This is a genomic window from Rhodanobacter sp. sgz306013 (assembly GCF_057031145.1).
This window is the reverse complement of record NZ_JBXCIJ010000001.1, coordinates 450,280-469,471: the sequence shown is the minus strand read 5'-3', so window position 1 is coordinate 469,471 and position 19,192 is coordinate 450,280. Positions and strand designations below refer to the sequence as shown.

Annotated in this window: 12 protein-coding genes; 4 read left to right on the top strand and 8 right to left on the bottom strand. The window is 67.8% G+C overall.

The window, feature by feature from the left end; genetic code table 11:
- Positions 1 to 316 precede the first annotated feature (316 nt).
- A complete protein-coding gene (gene gltS, locus AC2EWF_RS02200; RefSeq protein WP_483637717.1) occupies positions 317 to 1,516 on the top strand; it encodes a sodium/glutamate symporter in 1,200 nt (399 codons plus the stop codon).
- A 630-nt stretch (positions 1,517 to 2,146) separates the two neighbouring features.
- On the opposite strand, the gene AC2EWF_RS02195 is transcribed toward gltS, so the two are convergent.
- Positions 2,147 to 4,036 (bottom strand): M61 family metallopeptidase, encoded by a 1,890-nt coding sequence (locus AC2EWF_RS02195; protein WP_483637716.1) that lies wholly within the window; start codon positions 4,034 to 4,036, stop codon positions 2,147 to 2,149.
- A gap of 488 nt (positions 4,037 to 4,524) precedes the next feature.
- Here AC2EWF_RS02195 and AC2EWF_RS02190 point away from each other — a divergent pair, with 488 nt between their 5' ends.
- The 3 genes from AC2EWF_RS02190 (at position 4,525) to ggt (ending at position 11,441) form a co-directional block, all read left to right on the top strand.
- A complete protein-coding gene (locus AC2EWF_RS02190) occupies positions 4,525 to 7,644 on the top strand; it encodes a TonB-dependent receptor (RefSeq protein WP_483637715.1) in 3,120 nt (1,039 codons plus the stop codon).
- Positions 7,645 to 7,780: 136 nt separating this feature from the next.
- A complete protein-coding gene (locus tag AC2EWF_RS02185; protein WP_483637714.1) occupies positions 7,781 to 9,376 on the top strand; it encodes a tetratricopeptide repeat-containing sulfotransferase family protein in 1,596 nt (531 codons plus the stop codon).
- A gap of 241 nt (positions 9,377 to 9,617) precedes the next feature.
- On the top strand, positions 9,618 to 11,441 hold the full coding sequence (ggt, locus tag AC2EWF_RS02180; RefSeq protein ID WP_483637713.1) for a gamma-glutamyltransferase: 1,824 nt from the start codon (positions 9,618 to 9,620) through the stop codon (positions 11,439 to 11,441).
- A gap of 60 nt (positions 11,442 to 11,501) precedes the next feature.
- On the opposite strand, the gene AC2EWF_RS02175 is transcribed toward ggt, so the two are convergent.
- From AC2EWF_RS02175 to AC2EWF_RS02145, 7 genes are all read right to left on the bottom strand, one after another.
- Entirely contained in the window at positions 11,502 to 12,767 is a 1,266-nt protein-coding gene (locus AC2EWF_RS02175) for a glutamate-5-semialdehyde dehydrogenase (RefSeq protein ID WP_483637712.1), read from the bottom strand.
- Positions 12,764 to 13,945: a glutamate 5-kinase gene (gene proB, locus AC2EWF_RS02170; protein ID WP_483638246.1), complete on the bottom strand. Its 1,182-nt coding sequence runs from the start codon at positions 13,943 to 13,945 to the stop codon at positions 12,764 to 12,766. Before proB ends, AC2EWF_RS02175 begins: the two co-directional genes overlap by 4 nt.
- 17 nt (positions 13,946 to 13,962) lie before the next feature.
- Positions 13,963 to 15,258, bottom strand: a complete 1,296-nt coding sequence (locus AC2EWF_RS02165) for an argininosuccinate lyase (protein ID WP_483637711.1) — start codon at positions 15,256 to 15,258, stop codon at positions 13,963 to 13,965.
- A gap of 84 nt (positions 15,259 to 15,342) precedes the next feature.
- Entirely contained in the window at positions 15,343 to 16,302 is a 960-nt protein-coding gene (gene argC / locus AC2EWF_RS02160; protein ID WP_483637710.1) for an N-acetyl-gamma-glutamyl-phosphate reductase, read from the bottom strand.
- Between the two features lie 5 nt (positions 16,303 to 16,307).
- Positions 16,308 to 17,576 carry an acetylglutamate kinase gene (locus AC2EWF_RS02155; protein ID WP_483638245.1) on the bottom strand — a complete coding sequence of 423 codons (1,269 nt, stop codon included), beginning with the start codon at positions 17,574 to 17,576 and terminating at the stop codon, positions 16,308 to 16,310.
- 57 nt (positions 17,577 to 17,633) lie between these two features.
- Positions 17,634 to 18,749, bottom strand: a complete 1,116-nt coding sequence (locus AC2EWF_RS02150; RefSeq protein ID WP_483637709.1) for an acetylornithine deacetylase — start codon at positions 18,747 to 18,749, stop codon at positions 17,634 to 17,636.
- Positions 18,746 to 19,186, bottom strand: a complete 441-nt coding sequence (locus AC2EWF_RS02145) for a GNAT family N-acetyltransferase (RefSeq protein WP_483637708.1) — start codon at positions 19,184 to 19,186, stop codon at positions 18,746 to 18,748. Before AC2EWF_RS02145 ends, AC2EWF_RS02150 begins: the two co-directional genes overlap by 4 nt.
- Positions 19,187 to 19,192 lie beyond the last annotated feature (6 nt).

Genomic DNA, 19,192 nt, shown 5'->3' with positions numbered 1-19,192 from the left:
TGTCTCCGCGCAGCTCGCGTTGCCCTCGAATGGCCATCAGGTGGTGTAGCGTGGCGCAGCGCCTGCCTGGCTGGCAGGCCACGCGGTGCGTTGCCCCATGGCGGCCGTTCGAGGGCAACCCCGGCACCCGTAGATTCCGGGGCCGGGTCTGTTTGCCCGCATCCCTGCGTCATCACCCGGCCGTGGACGGACGTCCACTTCCTCCTTCTCTCTTGGTCTGCGCGCAAACAGTTCCCGGCGCGGGCCACGCGGAGACATTGAAGAGGCTCTTACGGCATAGTGCCGGGATCCCCGCCGTCGCCCGGGACCGCTGCGCGTGCTGACACTCGACTCGATCCAGACCCTGGCCTGCGGCGGCCTGTTCCTGCTGGCCGGCTATGCGATCCGGCGTCGCGTGCCGCTGCTGATGCGCTTCAGCATCCCCGCGCCGGTGATCGGCGGCCTGCTGGTGGCGCTGTTCATGCTCGCATGCCGGCACTGGAACATCACACCAGTGCGCTTCGACACCGCGTGGCAGCAGCCGCTGATGATCGCGTTCTTCACCGGCATCGGCTTCAACGCCAGCGCGACCCTGCTCAAGGCCGGCGGTCGCCAGATCCTGCTCTTCCTCGCCCTGGCCAGCGCACTGGCGGTGGTGCAGAACCTGCTGGGCATCGGCATGGCCAAGGCCTTCGGCCTGCCGCCGCTGTTCGGCGTGGTCACCGGCTCAGTCACGCTCGCCGGGGGCCCCGCCACCGGGATGGCCTTCGCACCGCTGTTCGAAAAGGTCGGCGTGCACGGCGCGCAGAGCGTGGCGCTGGCCAACGCGATGGCCGGCATCGTGCTCGGTTCCGTTTTCGGTTCGCCGATCGCGGCGATGCTGATCGAGCGCCACCGCCTGCGCCCGGCTTCCGCATCCGCAAGCGCGGACACTCCCGCACCGGTGGAGGCAACGACACCTAGGCGCATCGCCGACCCTGCCTACGCGGGGCTCAAGAGCCTGGTGTACATGCTGCTAGCGATGGGCATCGGCGCGTGGATCGGCGACGGCCTGGGCCGGCTCGGCGTGACCCTGCCGAGCTACATCGGTGCGATGCTGGTCGGCGCGATCATCCGCAACATCGACGATCGCCTGGGCTGGTTCGGGCTGTCGACGCAAGCGATGGAACGGATCGGCAACACCGCGCTCTCGCTGTTCCTCGTCGTGGCGCTGATGAACCTGCACCTGTGGGACCTGGCCGGCCTGGCGCTGCCGCTGCTGGCGAACCTGGCAGTGCAGTCGATCCTGGTGCTGGCGTTCTGCTGCTGGCCGCTGCTGCAATTGATGGGGCGCGACTACGACGCCGCGGTGATGGCCAGCGGCTTCACCGGCTTCATGCTGGGCATCACGGCGAACGCCGTGGCCTGCATGAGTTCGCTGACCGAACGCTACGGGCCCGCGCCGCGTGCCTTCCTGGTGGCACCGGTGGTAGGTGCGTTCCTGATCGATTTCACCAACGCCATCATCATCACGGGGTTCGTCAACGTCTGGCATTGACGGCAGTCTTGGGGCGTACCTTCTGGCTGGCTGCTTGCCGCAAGGGAAAAGGCGATTTCGGACGCTTGCCGGCGCCCGAGTTACCTCCCTTTGCTGGCCCAAATAGAAGTAACCAGAGAAATGACCTCATTCAATCCGCCGGAACTACAAGTCGGACGTGCTTAGGGTTCGGGAATAGCTCCCGCCTACGCGATAAACGACGCGGCCACACCGCGCCGTATCTGGGAACTGATGGACACAAAGCCTCGCGGCGCTGCGCACCGCTTTGGCTTTGTTCGGGCTGTTGCCGTTGTTTCTGCGCGCTGGGAGCGCGCTGCTTTTCCGGGCCCCCTGGGCGGGCGGGAGGTGGGGACGAGCGGGCCGCGCAGCGGGCATCGCCATGGAAGGCGATGCCTTTTCGCGCGGACAGGAGTCCGCTCGAAAAGCCCGGCCCCGCATCACGGACTCGGAGGGCAGGATGCCCGGAGAGCGCCAACCGGGGTGGCCTTCTCTTTGGGTTACTTTTCTCTTGGCCACGCAAGAGAAAAGTGACTCGGGCGCCGACAGGCGCTCGAAACCGCTTTGTTGCTTGCGTCAGCACACAAGCAAAAGCCCCTCTCCGCAAGCGGGCGAGGAGCGCAAACCGCTGGCTCACCGCTTCGGCGCGAGGATCTCGCCCAGATAATCCGGCGTGCCCGGTATGCGTACCAGATGCGGATACTTCAGCCCGCCGTTGTAATGCACCGCATACGTGCTGCTGACGCCGTCGATCTTCGCCCGGACCTGTATCGGCTGCCTGTCCTTCTGCGCACGCGCGATGGCGTCGCGCAGGATGCGAGGGGTGTAGGCGTGCCCGTCGACCGCCTGCAGCTTCATGCCCGGCGCGAGCCCGGCCTTGAAGGAAGGGCCCTGCCACAGCACGTCCATGATGCTGCCGCCATGGTCGATGAACAGGCCCACCGAGAACGTCTCGTCGACACCGGACACGCTGAACTCGCTCTTGCCCACGTTTTCCACGGCAGCCTGGTAACGCGAGGGCGTGTCGGTGTACACCAGCTTCCAGCCGCTCTGCGCGATGCCCGACAGCAGCGGCACCTGGTCACCCACGCCGTCCATCCAGCCATGCAGGAATTTCGCCCAGTCCCAGGGCTGCACCGCATTCAGGCCGGCAACGACGTCGTCGAAGGTGTAGGTCCGGGTGACGTAGCTGCCGTCGTCCTTGCCGAAAAAGCGTTGCGCGAAATCGTCCAGGGTGCGCTTGTCGTGGCTGAGTGCGCGGATCTTCGTGTCCACCGCCAGCCACAGCAACTGGCCTTCGCGGTAGAAATCGGTGGCGCGACGCCAGTTCACCCAGGCGATGTCCCCGCCGTACAGCAGCTGCGCGGCCCGGGTGGTGTCCGACAGCGGCCGCCAATCGCGGCCGGGGCGATGCGTGAACGTCGCCGCGCGGTAAGCCACCGCGTCGCGCCAGTCCTGCGCCGACCACAAGCCGCTGCGCGCGGTCAGCGCATCGCCGAGGTAGACCGTCAGGCCTTCGTACACCCACAGGCCGTCGGCAATCTCGGGCTGCTCGAAGTCAGGCTGCCAGAGAGCTTCCGGACGCATGAATTTCCCGTTCCACGAATGCGTGTATTCGTGCGGCAGCAGGGAGCCGTCGAGCATGAAATGCTCCGGGTCGGCGAACATGCGCGAGCCGCCGCGTGCGCGGTCGTCGCTGGACTGGTGGTGCTCCAGGCCGCCAACCGAGGTATGGTCGCTCAGCGTCAGCAGGAAGTGATAGTTCTTGTAGTGATACGAGCGGAAAAGTGCCTGCGCCTGCACGACCAGGTTGCGGTATCCCTGGAGCTGTTCGGGCTTGATCTGCAGCGCGGCCTCGCTGTCGCCCACCATGTCGAGCCAGCGGTGCACGCTGGAGCCTGCGGGAGTGACGTCGATCTGCCGGAAATGCTTGCCGGCGATTACCGGCGAGTCGACCAGCGCGTTGAACGGCACGGGCTTGAAGCGGATGCGCCCACCGTCGCGCGCGGCGGTTTCCAGAGTCGTTCCATAGCCCCAGTCCGCCGGCATTTCCAGCGTGGGCTGGAATATCTGCGTCCTGGTCGGCTCGCCCGCGCGGTACAGCGCCACGTGGTCCCAGGTGAGATCCATCAGCTTCGGCGTGATCCGGTCCGTGTCCGGGAACTGGAAGCGGATCTCGATGCGGTCCACGCCAGCCGGCACATCCAGGTGGAAGGTGAACATGTCCACGGGATCGCGCTGCCAGGCGATGCGCCTGCCGTCCGCGCTGATCTCGAGCCCCATCATCGTACCGATCGGGCCGTCCGGCGCGTGGTCGCCCGGAATGTACTTGGGGTAATACAGCGTGAGCTTGCCGGGCGCGACCGGCATCGTCTCGTGCACGTAGAGCACTTTCTGCGCCGGATCGGGCAGTCGCACCGTCAATTCAACGCTCCCCGAGGAGACGCCTGCATACGCATGCGCGACGCAGGTTGCGGACGCGGCGAGGGCAAGCGTGCCCAGCAGCAATGGCCATCGTTTCATGCGTTTCCCCGGTGCGCGAATGGAATGCGTGAGCAACGAATGGAACGCTTCGCGAAAAAAATTTCAAGCGCCGAATGGCACGCATAACCCTCAGTTATGGCGCGAGCAAGATTTTTCATTGGCGACTCCTGTTTGTCACAGACTACGCTCGACGGCGCACTGTGGGCATGGAGGATGTCCGCTCGATGTGCGTCGCTGCCGGATACGAGCTTCGTCAACAGGACGTCGCCGCGTCGCTCCGCATGCCGCGATGCCGCCGTGTTCCGGCCACGCCACGCCCACGTTCGATCTGCCCGCCCCGCTGTTGCCGGGGCCGGTACGCAAACCATCCATGGCAAGGGGTCATCGATTGGCTGACAAGGGCATGGCGACGGCTGCGATCGACAGGGTCGTGCAAGCCCTCACCCTGCACGCGATGCGATGAAACAACAGGCCCTGACGGGCCGGAACCTGCCGCACCTGGCGTTTCACCACAGTGGAGTGCATACATGAAGGGCAAATCCCGCAGCGCGCTGCATCGCAACGATGTTCTCAGGCGCAAGGCGCTGCCGCTTGCCATCGGCCTGCTCGCCTGCGGTGCCGCAGGCACAGCCTGGGCACAAGCGACCAACGGCACCATCTACGGCTCGGTGCCGGTGGCGCCGGGCGAAACCATCCAGATCACCGGCGGCGCGGGTTTCAACCGCAGCATCCCGGTGAACGAGTCCGGCAGATACTCGATCACCCTGCCGGTAGGCACCTACACGGTATCGCTGCTGCAGGACGGCAAGGTCGTGCAGAGCCGCACCGACGTCACGCCGGCGGCGGCGGGCGCGGTGGCCGTCGATTTCTCGTCTGCCGCAGGTAGCCCCGCGAACGCGGTGAACCTCAATGCGATCAAGGTCACCGCCAGCGCCATCCCGCCGATCGACGTGACCACCACCAACCAGGTCACCACGATCACCTCCAAGCAGCTGCAGCAGCTGCCGCTGGCGCGCACCGCCGAGGACATCGCCCTACTGGCGCCGGGCGTCAACATGGGTTCGCCCGAACTCGGCACCGGCCCGCTGGGCACGCCGATCAATGTGTTCGGAGGCGCCTCCGCGGCGGAGAACGCGTACTACGTCGACGGCATGAACGTCACCGAGGCGCTCAACAGCATGGGCGGCGTCACCCTGCCCTATGGCGCCATCGACCAACAGCAGACTTTCATCAGCGGTTACGACGCCCGGTATGGCCGCTCCATCGGTGGCGTGATCAACCAGATCGGCAAGAGCGGCAGCAACGACTGGCACTTCGGTGCGCGCGTGCTCTGGCAGCCGGCTAGCCTGCGTGCCAATCCCGACAATCTCCACTATGCCAACCCGCTGCTGGTGGGCGATCCGGTCTACTCGCCCGGCGACCTGGCCGTGTACCGCAATGCCGACCGCGCCTGGGAGGCGATCTACGACGCCTACGTCAGTGGCCCGCTGATCAAGGACAAGCTGTTCTTCTTCCTGAGCGCGGAAAAGGACGACAGCCGGTACCGCAACACCCCGGAGTTCGGCAACGGCGTCACCAGCCTGTTCAGCGTGCATGACCCGAAATTGTTCGGCAAGTTGAACTGGAACATCAACGACAGCAACGTGCTGACGCTGAGCTACCTGCAGAACGCGCACCAGACACAGGGCACCTACTACAACTTCGACTACGACACGCTGCAGAAAGGCGATTTCGCCTACCTCGGTCAGTACAACAAGACCGTGTTCAAGATGGGGGTGCTGAACTACACCTCCTACCTCACCGACGACATCACGCTGAACGCGACCTACGGCAAGATGCACGGGCAGTACTACTCGGTACAGCCCGCCTACCCGGGCTACGACCCGGAACTGCCGCACATCGCCAGCGCGTCCCTGCAGGATCCGCGCTTCGCCCCGCCGGGCGGCATCGTCAATTCGCAGGCCAACTCGCAGCTCTCCGATCCCAACCATCGCGAGTCGATCACCAACTACCGCCTCAGCCTCGACTGGAAGCTGGGCAGCCACGATCTCCAGGCCGGCATCGACAACATCAACTCGTACGACATCGACGACGGTGCGCAGAACACCGGCCCGGGCTACCAGTGGATGTACGGCGCCACCGGCCCCGGCGTGCCGGTGTTCGGTGCCGATCCGAACATCCCGCCCTACGTCGCGCCGTCCACCCAGTGCTACCAGGGCACCTGCTACTACGTGCAGAAGCACGTCGACCTAAGCGTCGCCAGCGTGCGTGTGACGCAACGCGCCCAGTACATCATGGACAACTGGCAGGTCACCCCGAACCTGCTGCTCAACCTGGGCCTGCGCAACGACCAGTTCGTGAACTACGACGCCTCCGGCGTGCCCTACATCCGCGAGACCACGCCGCAATGGGCGCCGCGCCTGGGCTTCAGCTGGGACGTGCACGGTGATTCAACCCTCAAGGTGTTCGGCAACGCCGGCAGGTACTACCTGGCGCTGCCCACCCAGGTAGCCCTGTCCATCGCTGCTCCGGTGACGAATGCCGGCATCTACGGCACCTACACCGGCATCGACCCGGTGACCGGCGTGCCGACCGGCTTCACCCCGCTGCCGCAGAGTCCGTCGACCGGCGTGTCGATCGACAACGAGTACGGCCAGGCGAAGGACCCCCGCGTCTCCGCCGCGCGCAACGCCAGGGCCGAATTCTCCGACAACTACGTGCTGGGCCTGCAGCAGCAGTTCCACATGCTGGGCACGAACTGGGTGTTCGGCGCCACCGGCACCTATCAGAAGATGAACCGCATCATCGACGATTTCGACGACGAGCAGATCGAGTGCGCGGCCGGTCGTGCGCAGGGCTATGCCTGGATGACGCCGGGGGATTGCTCCGACTACGCGCAGAGCCTGGTGCTGATCAACCCTGGCGTGACCAACTATCTCTGGATGAAGGCGCCGAACGGCGGCCTCGTGCCCGTGACGCTCAGCGGCGCCGCCCAGGGCTTCCCGAAGGGGCCGGAACGCCGCTACTACTCGCTGGACCTGTCGCTGGAGCACGCCTGGGACGGCAAGTGGTTCGCCAAGTTCGACTACGTGTTCGCGCGCACCTGGGGCAATACCGAAGGCCCGGTAAGCACGTATTCGCAGCAGGGTGGCTCCTACGAATCCCTCACCACCGCCTGGGACTTCCCGGAGCGCATGGACTGGTCGGGCGGCGTGCTGCCGAACAGCCGAAAGCACCAGTTCAAGATTTTCGGCGCCTATGCGCTCACTCCGGAATGGACGGTCGGCGCCAACCTGTACATCACCTCGGGCACGCCGGTGATGTGCCGCGGCGGCTATGGCCCCACCCAGCTCGCCCTGCACGGCTCGCACACCTACTACTGGTGCGGCGGCGTCCCCGTGCCGCCCGGCTCGCTCGGCAATACGCCGTGGGTGCACAACGTGGACCTCAGCCTCGACTACAAGCCGAAGTGGGCGCAGCAGAAGCTCGACTTCAACCTCTCCGTGTTCAACGTGCTCAACGACCAGACGACGATCTTCTACAACGACTTCTTCGGAACCACCAGCAGTCCCAACCCCGACTACGGCCGCATCCAGGACACCCATCCGCCGCGCAGCGTGCGCTTCTCCGTTTCCTACGATTTCTGAGCGATGCCGAACTCCCCCCCTGCGCCGGGCCCTGCCCGGCGTTTTTTTGCAGCCGCCATCCATGGCAGCCGCCCTTCGGGCCATCGCTACTCGATGTCAAAAATCGCTCCCGGCGATTTTTTGATAGCGTGACGACATGAGCAGCGAAACCGCGCATCCCACGCCCCTGCCACCTGCAGCCGCCCAGTGGCTGGCAAGGGCACGCGCGGAATGGCGGCAACGGCAGCCCGATGCCGCCGAACGCTCGATCCGGCAGGCGCTGGCGCTGGCGCCGAACGACGCGGATGCGCTGCGCATGCTCGGCGTGATGGCCCAGCACCGCGGCGACCACGCCTTGGCCGCTGACTGCTTCCGGCGGGTGCTGCCGGTCTGGCCCGAGGACGCCGAGCTGCGCGTGGGCCTGGGCATTGCCTTGCACGAGCGCGGCGAGGTCGAAGCCGCCATGGCGCAATTGCAGCGCGCCTGCGAATTGGCACCCGCCTCCGCATCGGCCTGGTTCAACTTCGGCGAGGCCTGCTGGCGGCAGGCCCGCACCGACGACGCCATCGCCGCGCTGCAGCGCGCGCTGGAACTCGCCCCCGGGCACCTGCAGGCGCGGCTGTCGCTGGCCAAGGCGCTGGCCAGCCAGGGTCGGATCGGCGATGCCGTGGCCGGCTTCCGCGCAGTGTTGCGCCTCGACCCCAGCCATGCCGAGGGCTGGTTCGGGCTGTCCAACCTCAACACCGTGCGCTTCGACGCGGCGGATGCGGCCAGCCTGCGCCAGGCGTTGGCGCGCGGCGGCCAGTCGCCCCGCGACCGCGAGCTGCTCGCTTTCTCGATGGCCAAGGCGCTGGAAGACCAAGGCGACTATGCGCAAGCCTTCGAGATGTTCCGCCAGGCCAACGCCTCGCGACGCCGGCGCGTGCACTGGAACGCCGCGGGCGAGCGGCAGCGGGTGGAAGCGATCCGGCGCATCTTCTCGCACGACCTGCCGCCCCCGCAGGATCCCGCGCTGGGCCGCGAAGCCATCTTCATCGTCAGCGTGCCGCGCTCCGGCTCCACCCTGGTCGAGCAGATCCTCGCCTCGCATCCGGAAGTCGAGGGCGCGAACGAGATCAAGGACCTGTCGCAGGTGATCGATGCGGAAACGCGCCGCCGCCACTCCGCGTTCCCGTTGTGGACACCGCATGCCAGTGCGGGAGACTGGCACCGCCTCGGCACGGAATACCTCGCGCGCACCGCGCCGTGGCGCAAGGCCAGGCCGCGTTTCACCGACAAGAGCCTGGTGACCTGGTACCTGGTGGGCGCCGCACTGGCGATGCTGCCGGCGGCCCGCGTGGTGGTGGTGCGGCGCGACCCGGTGGAAACCTGCCTGGCGTGCTTTCGCCAGCTCTTCACCGAGCAGAGCGGTTTCACCTGCGACCTGGACGAGATGGCCGACTACTGCATCGACTTCATTCGCCTGACCCGCTTCTGGCTGGAACGGTATCCGGGACAGGTATTCGATCTCGAATACGAGACACTGACTGCCGAACCGGAACCGACCATCCGCCGCCTGCTGGACTTCTGCGGACTGTCGTTCGACCCTGCCTGCCTGGAGTTCCACAAGACCCCGCGCGCGGTGCTGAGCACGCCCAGTGCGGCGCAGGTGCGGCAACCGATGCGCCGCGACACCGCGCGCAGCACGCGCTACGGCGACAAGCTCGACCGCCTGCGCCAGCGCCTGCGCGACGCCGGCATCGCGGTGGAGTAGCAGCGCACCCTGTACGCGAAAGCTCCCGGCTTCGACCAGGCACCAGAGCATTTGCGCACAGGGTGCGCTCCTGCCGATGGATACCGCGCGGCCTTTCGAGGGTCGAGGATCTCGCCTGCCCCGCCCGTTCATGGCAGCGCTGCTCCTACAACTGCCGGTTATGCGATATGCCCCTCTTTTCATTGGAGCGGCTTTCGCGCATGTGACTATCCTTCTTCGTCCCGATGTCGAGGTTGAACAGATGTCCGACAGCAGCACGCTGCAGGCACAAGCCGGAGCGAATCGCACGAGGAACCGGCATCGCATCCTTGCAGGACGGCAACGCCACCTGCTGGCGGCGGCCATCGCCGCATGCTGCCTGCCGCTGCATGCCCTTGACGCCGTTCCGAAGGCGCCCGCGATCGCCAGCGCGCCCGCCGCCACCCAGGCGGCGCTGGCGGAGGCCCGGCCGGTCACCGCGAAGCACGGCATGGTGGTCACCGCGCAGCACCTGGCCACCCTGGTCGGCCTGGACATCCTCAAGCAGGGCGGCAACGCCATCGACGCCGCGGTGGCGGTCGGCTATGCCGAGGCCGTCGTGCATCCCTGCTGCGGCAACATCGGCGGCGGCGGCTTCATGACCATCCACTTCAAGGACGGCCGCAACGTCTTCCTCGACTTCCGCGAGAAGGCCCCGTTGAAGGCCACGCCGACCATGTTCCAGGACGCCGGGGGCAACCTGGTCCCGGGGCGCAGCACCGACGCCTACCTCGGCGTGGGCGTGCCCGGCACGGTGATGGGCCTGGACGAGGCGCTGAAGAAATACGGCACGATGCCGCTGAAAAAAGTCATCGCCCCGGCGATCCGGCTGGCGAAGGAAGGCTACGTGCTCGAACAGGGCGACGTGAACATCCTCGACGACAGCGCGAAGGACTTCGCCAGGCATCCCAACGTGGCGGCGATCTTCCTCGATCACGGCAAGCCGTGGGTGGCTGGCCAGCGCCTGGTGCAGACGCAGCTGGCGCACACGCTGGAAGAGATCGCCGACGGCGGCACCGACGCGTTCTACAAGGGACCGGTCGCACGCAAGCTGGTCGCGGCAAGCCAGGCCAACCACGGCATCCTCTCGATGCAGGATTTCGCCGACTACACCGTGCAGTGGGACCAGCCGGTGCAGTGCGACTACCGCGGCTACACCATCGTCTCCGCGCCCCCGCCCAGCTCCGGTGGCGTCACCGTGTGCATGATCCTCAAGCTGGTCGAGCCCTACGCGCTCGGCCGGTGGGGCTACGGCTCGCCCAGGAGCGTGCACTACCTGGTCGAGGCGGAACGCCGCGCCTTCGCCGACCGCAACACCTACCTGGGCGACCCCGCCTTCGTGCACAACCCGATCGAGCGGCTGCTCTCGGGCGGCCACCTGGCCAAGCTGCGCGCCACCATCCTGCCCGAAAAGGCCACGCCCTCGTCCGGGATCCAGGGCAGCCTGGGCCAGCCCGAGGGCAACCACACCACGCACTACTCGGTGATGGACAAGGACGGCACTGCCGTCGCGGTGACCTACACGATCAACTACCTGTTCGGCATCCGGCAGATCGCCGGCGACACCGGCTTCTTCCTCAACGACGAAATGGACGATTTCACCGGCAAGCCCGGCGAGGCGAACGGCGCCGGGCTGGTGCAGGGCGTGATCAACCAGGTCGAGCCGGGCAAGCGCCCGCTCAGCTCGATGACGCCCACCATCGTGCTGCGCGACGGCAAGCCGTTCCTGATCACCGGCAGCCCCGGCAGCGCCACCATCATCTCGACCACGACGGAAAGCATCGTCAACGTGGTCGACTACGGCATGAACCTGCAGCAGGCGATCGACGCACCGCGCATGCACCACCAGTGGTATCCCGACGTGGTGTACGTCGAGCCCGGCCTGCTCACGCCGCAGGCCCGGAAAGCGCTGGAATCGCAGGGCTATATGTTCAAGACGCGCCGGTCGATCGGCGCCGACGAGGCGATCATGGTCGATCCCGAAACCGGTCTGCTGGAAGGCGCCAACGACCCCAGGCGACCCGCCGGGCTCGCCGCGGGTTACTGATTCCCGCTGCGCGGGACATGCGGGAGCAGCGGGCCGTCCGCTGCGTCCGCGTGCCCCGGGTCACCTTGCGCGGCTTTCCGCATGCCGCACCTGGCCGTCGCCGCGCACCACGAAACGCTCCACCGTGAGCGATTCGGCCCCCATGGGGCCGTAGGCGTGCAGGCGGGTGGTGGAGATGCCGATCTCGGCGCCCAGGCCCAGCTCGCCGCCGTCGCTGAAGCGCGAAGAGGCGTTGACCATCACCACCGCCGAGCGGATCGCCTGCACGAAGCGCCGCGCCGCAGCCTCGTCGCGGGTGGCGATCACTTCGGTGTGGTCGGAACCGTGGCGGCGGATATGGGCGATGGCGGCGTCGAGGTCGTCCACCACGCGCACGGCGAGAATCAGGTCGAGGAACTCGGCGGCGTAGTCGTCGTCGGTGGCCGCATGCATGCCGGGCACCAGCACGCGGCTGGCGTCGTCGCCGCGCCATTCCACACCGCGTTCGCGCAGCGCCTGCACGGCGCGCGGCAGGAAGGCTGCGGCAATGTCGCGATGCACCAGCAGGGTTTCCAGCGCGTTGCACACGCCGGGACGCGAGGTCTTGCCGTCGACCAGCAGGTCCAGCGCGAGGTCGAGGTCGGCGGCGCGATCCACATAGAGATGGCATACCCCCTTGTAGTGCTTGATCACCGGCACGCGCGCATGCTCGGCCACGAAGCGGATCAGGCCCTCGCCGCCACGCGGGATCGCGAGATCGACGATATCGGCGAGCTGCAGCAGCTCGACCATGGCTTCGCGGCCGGGATCCCCGACCAGGGTCACCGCCGCTTCCGGCAGGCCGTGCGCGCGCAGCGCTGCGTGCAGCGCCGCGGCGATGGCCGTATTGGAGTGGATCGCTTCGGAGCCGCCGCGCAGGATCACCGCGTTGCCGGCCTTGAGGCACAGCGCGGCGGCGTCTGCGGTGACGTTGGGGCGCGCCTCGTAAATCATCGCGATCACGCCCAGCGGGATGCGTACGCGTTCCACCACGAGGCCATTGGGCCGCGTCTCGCGGCGCGTCACCTGGCCGACCGGATCGGGCAGCCCGGCCACGTCGCGCAGGGCGGCGGCGATGCCCGCCACGCGCGCCGCGTCCAGCCGCAGGCGATCCAGCATCGCACCCTGCACGCCCTTGGCAGCAGCCGCCGCCATGTCGCGCGCATTGGCGGCCAGCACGTCGGCGCGGTGCGCTTCCAGCGAAGCCGCCATGTCGCGCAACAGCGCCGCCTTGGCGGCGCTGTCCAGCGCGGCGATGGCCGGCACCGCATCGCGGCAGGCCAGCCCCAGGGATCGGATGTCGTTCATGCCTCGATGCCTCCAGCGGTTTCGGCGGGAACCACGGTGACCAGGTCGTCGCGGTGCACGATCTCGTGCCCGTGGGTGTAGCCCAGCACGGCCTCGATGTCGCGGCTGTGCCGGCCAGCGAGCCGGCGCACCTCGGCGGCGGCGTACTGGCAGAGGCCGCGCGCCACGGCCCTGCCGCCCGCGTCCATGATCTCCACCAGGTCGCCGCGCAGGAATTCGCCCTGCGCCCCGGCGATGCCGCCGGGCAGCAGCGAGGCCCGGCCACTGGCCAGCGCGCGCGCCGCGCCGGCATCCACGCGGATGCAACCCGGCGCGGCCGGTGCGTGGCGCAGCCAGTACTTGCGCGCCTGCATGCGGGTGGCCGCGGCATCGACCAGGGTGCCGTGCAGATGGCCGTGCGACAGCGCGCCGACGGTGGCCTCGTCGCGGCCGCCGAACAGCGCGGTGGGAATGCCCGCCGCCGCGGCCTTGGCCGCGGCTTCCAGCTTGGTGCGCATGCCTCCGGTGCCGACCGCGCTGCCGCTGCCGCCGGCCATGGCGAGGATTTCCGGCGTGAGCGCGGCGACGCGTGGCAGTGGCACGGCAGCGGGATCGCGCCGCGGATCGGCGCTGTACAGCGCGTCGATGTCCGAGGCGATCAGCAGCAGGTCGGCATCGACCAGCGCCGCGACGATGGCGGCGAGTTTGTCGTTGTCGCCCAGCTTCAGCTCGTCCACCGCCACGGTGTCATTCTCGTTCACCACCGGCAAAACGTGCAGCGCCAGCAGGCCGCGCAGCGTGGCGCGCGCATTGAGGTAGCGGCGACGGTTGCGCAGGTCGTCGTGGGTCAACAGCACCTGCGCCACCGGCCGTTCGGACAGCGACTGCCACAGCGCGATCATCGGCGCCTGGCCCAGCGCCGCCAGCGCCTGACGCGCCGCGAGGTCGCCGGAGGCCGGCGCGTGCTCGCGCAGCAGCGCGCGGCCTGCGGCCACCGCACCGGACGATACCAGCACCACCTCGCGTCCCTGTGCCTGGCTGGCGGCGATGAACGCAGCCAGCCCTGCCGCGTGTCTTGCGGTGAGTCCGCCACCGTCGGCGGCGAGCAAATTGCTGCCCACCTTCAGCACGGCGCGGCGCCAGGGCGGCAGCGGCTGGCCTGGCAATCCGGTTCGCGCGCCCGTCGTGTCGGTCACCATCATGCGCTTGCCCCCGTTCAGTCGCCGAGCGCGCGCAATCGCGCGGAAAGTTCGTCCAGCCGCAGGTCGCCGCCGGACCCCGGCGACACGCGCTGCGCGAGGCTGCCCTCGGGCGTGCGCCCCTGCCCCGCCGACGCCGACGCTTCCGCGGCGGCCCGATAGGCGTCGCGGAAGGGTACGCCGGCGGCGGCCTGCTCGATCGCCACGTCGGTGGCGTACATCGCCGGCTCGATCGCGGCACGCATCGCCGGCTCGTTCCACTGCAGGCGCGCCAGCAGGTCGGGTACCAGCTCCAGCGCCATCAGGCCGCGGCGCACACCGTGGAAGATCGAGCCCTTGGAGAACTGCAGGTCGCGCTGGTAGCCGGACGGCAGCGACAGCAGCTGCTCGATCTCGGTGCGCGCCGCCGCCACGCTGGCGTAGCTGGCGCGCAGCAGTTCCACCACGTCGGGATTGCGCTTGTTCGGCATGATCGAGCTGCCGGTGGTGTACTCGGCCGGCAGTTTCACGAAATCGAACTCGGTGGTGGTGAACAGCGACAGGTCCCAGGCCATGCGGCGCACGTCCAGCATGGCCGCACCGATCGCCTCCAGCACCGCCATCTCGTACTTGCCGCGCGAGAGCTGGGCATAGATCGGCGATACCTGCATGCGCATGAAGCCGAGCGCGGCGGTGGTGTGCGCGCGGTCCAGCCTGAGGTTCACGCCGTAACCGGCCGCCGTTCCTAACGGGTTGGCGTCGATCAGTTCGCGCGTGCCGCGGGCCCGATAAGCGTTGTCGATGAAGCCCTCGGCGAAGCCGGCGAACCACATCGCGGTGGAGGACACCACCGCACGCTGCAGGTGGGTATAGCCCGGCAGTGGAACGGCCGGCTGCGCGGCCCGCTCGAGGCACACCGTGGCGATGGCGCGGCAGTGCGCTTCCAGCGTCTCGAGCTGCTCTTTCAGCCACAGGCGCGTGGCGACCAGGATCTGGTCGTTGCGGCTGCGCCCGGTATGTACGCGGCGACCGGCATCGCCCAGCCGTTCCGTGAGGCGTGCCTCGATGGCGGAGTGGCCGTCCTCGTAGCGCTCGTCCAGCACGAAGGCGCCGCTCTTGAAGTCCGCGGCCAGCGCGTCCAGTTCGCGCTTCAGCGCAGCGGCCTCGTCGGCGCTCACCACGCCGATGTTCGCCAGGCCTTCCACGTGCGCCTTGCTGGCGGCGATGTCGTGCAGGAAGAATTCGCGGTCGAGCACCACGTCGTCGCCGGCGAGGAAATGCATGATCCTGGCGTCGATCTGGATGCCGGATTTTTGCCAGAGGGGTTGGGACATCGTGGATATCCTGTAGGAGCGCACCCTGTGCGCGATGGCTTTGATATCGATTCCGGGAACAGGTGTCGCGCACAGGGTGCGCTCCTACGGCTCCAGCGGTATCGCGGTGTATTCGTCCAGGCCAAGCGCGCGGTTGATGTTCTGCATCGCCTGGGTGGCCGCGCCCTTCAGCAGGTTGTCCAGCGTGGCCACCACCACCACGCGCTTGCCGTCGGCCGACAGCGCAAAGCCGCCGACTTCGGCATGGTGCTGGTGCGCGATGCGGCTGACCCACGGCGCCTCGTCCAGCACCGACACCAGCTTCTCGCCGTCGTAGTCATGGTGGAAACGCGCCAGCAGGTCCTCGCGCTTCATTGGCCGGGCAAGGTAGAGGTTGGTGGTGACGGTGAGGCCGCGGAAGTGCGGCGCCACGTGCGGCATGAACTCCACCGGCAGGCCGAGCTGGAAGCTGACTTCCTTCTCGTGCGTGTGGCCGGTCAGCGCATACGGCATCAGGTTGTCGCGCAGCTTCTCGGGATCGTTCTTGTCCGAGGGCGTAGTGCCCGCGCCGGAGTAACCGGACACGCCGAAGCACACGGGCGGCGCGGCGAGCAGATCCTTCAGCGGGGCGATGGAGAGTTCCATCGCGGTGGCGTAGCAGCCGGGATTGCTGATGCGCCTTTCGCCCCGCCACCTGCCGCGGGTGAGCTCGGGCAGGCCGTAGTACCACGCCTTGTCGAAGCGGTAGTCGGCGGAAAGGTCGACGACCAGCGTATCGGGCACTGCCTTGTCGATGGCTTCCACGTAGGGCGCCGCCTTGCCGTTGGGCAACGCCAGGATCACCACGTCGGCGCGCCTGGCGGCAACGGCGGCGGGATCGAGGTTCTCGTAGCGCAGCTCGCCCGTGTAGGCGTCGCCGTGCTCGCTGACGCGCTGGCCGTCCAGCTCGCGCGAGGAGACGAAGGCCAGTTCCAGCGCGGGGTGCGCCGCGATCAGACGGATCAATTCCGCGCCGGTGTGGCCGCGCGCGCCGACGATGCCGATGGTCTTTTTCGCTTGCGTCATGTCACTCACCCGATCAACGTCGGTTGCCGCTGCGCGCAATGCGCCACGCAGCGCGCGATGGTGTCGAAGTTGCCGTCCAGGCCATACCAGAACACCTTCCACTTCGGCTGCTTGAGGCAGCCCTCGGACTCGGCGTAGTAAAACGGGTTCACCGCGTTGCCGTGGCGCGAACGCCAGAACAGCCGCGGGTTCTCCTCGCGCATCACCTGCCACACGGCGCGCCCCAGGCCCTCGCCCTGCGCATCGTCGAGCACGGCGAACTTGTCGAGATAGGGAAGCCCATCCTCCATGGTGAGGATCATCGCGGCGCGGTAGTTCTCGCTCACGTAGATGCGGTATGGCGTGGTGCGCTCGAAATAATCCGGCACCAGGTCGCGGCCGAAACTGGATTCGATCAGGTCCCGCATGCGCGTCCGGTCGATGCCTTCCCAGGACTCGAAACGCCGCACCTTCTCGCCACGCCGCACCAGGGTGCCGGAGCCCTTGTGGGTAAACAGCTCCTTGGCCAGCTCGGCGGGACGCGTGATCGACACCGACGAGGTGAGCGGCAAGCTGTTCAGCAGGTCGGCAATCTGCTCGATCTTCAGGCGCATGCCGCCGTTGATCCACGGCTGCGCCATCAGGTGCTCGTATTCGGTGCTGAGATTGATCGAATCGATCACCTTGCCCTCGCCGTCGAGCAGCCCACCGGTGCCGGTAAGGAACACGATCTTGTACGGCTGCAGCACGCGCACCAGTTCGTTGGCGGCGACGTCGGCGTTGATGTTCAGGATCTGCCCCTCGTCGGTCTCGCCCAGGCTGGCGATCACCGGGATCGAGTTGGCGCGCAGGCCCGCCTCGATCGGCGCGAGGTTGATGCTCTCCACCTTGCCGACCATGCCCAGCGCGTCGCGGTCGAGGTAATTGGCCATGAACACCCCGGAGGCCACCGAGGTGGCACGCGTATCCATGGCCTGCAGCGCCTCGACCAGCTTGAGGTTCTGCTGCTGGAATACGCGGCGCACGATGCCGAGCGCCTTGGGCGAGGTGACGCGCAGGCCGTTCACCGTCTGCTTCTCGATGCCGGCGGCGGACAGCTCTTCGTCGAGCTGCGGGCCGGCACCGTGCAGCACGATGGGCGTGAGGCCCACCTGCTGCAGGAAGGTGAGCGAGGAGGCGAGGTCCTGCAGTTCGTCGCGCAATACCGCGCCGCCGACCTTCACCACGGCGAAGCGCTTGGCGTCGAGCTCGGAGAAGCGCTTGAGGTACTGCTGGATTTCCTTGGCGCTGCCCATCGCCGACAGCAGGCGCACGATGGTCTTGCGGGTGTGCTTGTGCGTTTCCACGGTGGATCAGCTCTTGTCGATGATTTGATGGATGGTCTCGGCGTAACGCTGCAGCTGGTCCAGCGCCACCCACTCGTCGGCGGTGTGCGCCTGGGCGATGTCGCCAGGGCCGTAGACGAAGGCGGTGTAGCCGGCGGCGGAGAACAGCGAGGCTTCGGTCCAGAAGTCCACCGCGTTGCCCACCGGAATCTCCAACTCGTCGGCAAGGTCGCGCGCGGCCAGCCGGCGCGCCTCGGCGGCGGCGGTGTCGCCTGCCGGCAACGAGGGACCGCGGAAGGTCTCCTCGAAATGGGCGGGTGTCGGCTCGGCCAGCGCACGGAATCGTTCGAGCAGGCCGTCGGGACTCATTGTCGGCAGGGGCCGCATGCCGAAGCGCACTTCGGCGCTGGGCGCGATCATGTTCGCCTTGATGCCACCCTCGATGCGGCCGATGTTGAAGCGCAGCCCGGTCAGCCCGCCGAAGCGCTCGTGCGCCTGCGCCGCCACGAAATCCAGCGCTGCATCGCCCCAGCGCACCGCCTGGTGCAGCGCACTGTCGCTGGGCTTCTGCTCGCCCGAGGCGTGCCCGGCGTGCCCGGCGAAACGCATCAGTACCGACTGGATACCGCGGTGCGCCAGCACCGCTTCACCATGGGTGGGCTCGGCCACGATCACCGCCTGGTACCCCCCCTCTCTCAGCGGGAGGGAGGGAAAGTCGCGCAGGAACGCGGCGATGCAGCGCGGGTCGTTGGCCTCCTCGTCCGTGGTGAAGAGCAGCGCCATGTCGCCGCCGCTGGCGTTAGCCACCGCCAGCAGCGCCGCAGCGGCGCCCTTGATGTCGCAGGCGCCGAGGCCGATGGCACGGTCCGCCGTGACGCGCAGCCCGTGCGGGCTGGCCGTCCATGCCGGCGAGTCCGGCACGGTGTCCAGGTGCACGTTGAAAAGCAGCTTCGGTCGGCCGCGCACCGCATGCAGGCTCACCGCGCCGGCGCCGTGGTCGGTCACCGCGACGTCGAAGCCGGGCAGCTGCGCGCGAACGTAGTCGAAGATGCCGCCTGTACCGATGGTGCGCGGCGGGTTGCGCGTGTCGAACCCAACCAGCGCCCGCAGGTGTTCCAGTGTGGATTGAAGTAGTGGATTCATGTCCTGCCTGGCGTCCTCGTGTAGACGTCCGGATCGAGTTTTTCCATCAGGGTCTGCGGCCGCGCGGGCGCGGTGAAACCAAAGCCGGCATACAACCCATGTGCGTCGCTGGTGGCCAGGCTGAATCGGCGCAGCCCCTGCAGCCGAGGATGCGCCATCACCGCCGCCATCAACGCCTTGGAGTGGCCTTGCCCGCGGTGCTGCGGCAACACGAACACGTCCGCCAGGTAGCCGAAGGTGGCGCCGTCGGTGACCACCCGCGCAAACGCCACCTGGCACCCATCCAGGTAACCGCCGAAGCACAGCGAGCCGGCAATCGCCTGCTCCACCGTCGCGCGCGGAATGCCGCGGCTCCAGTACGCCTCGGTGGAGAGGAAACGGTGGATCAGCCCGATGTCGAGCCGATCCTTGTCGGTGCTTACCTGCAAGGCGACCATGCGCTC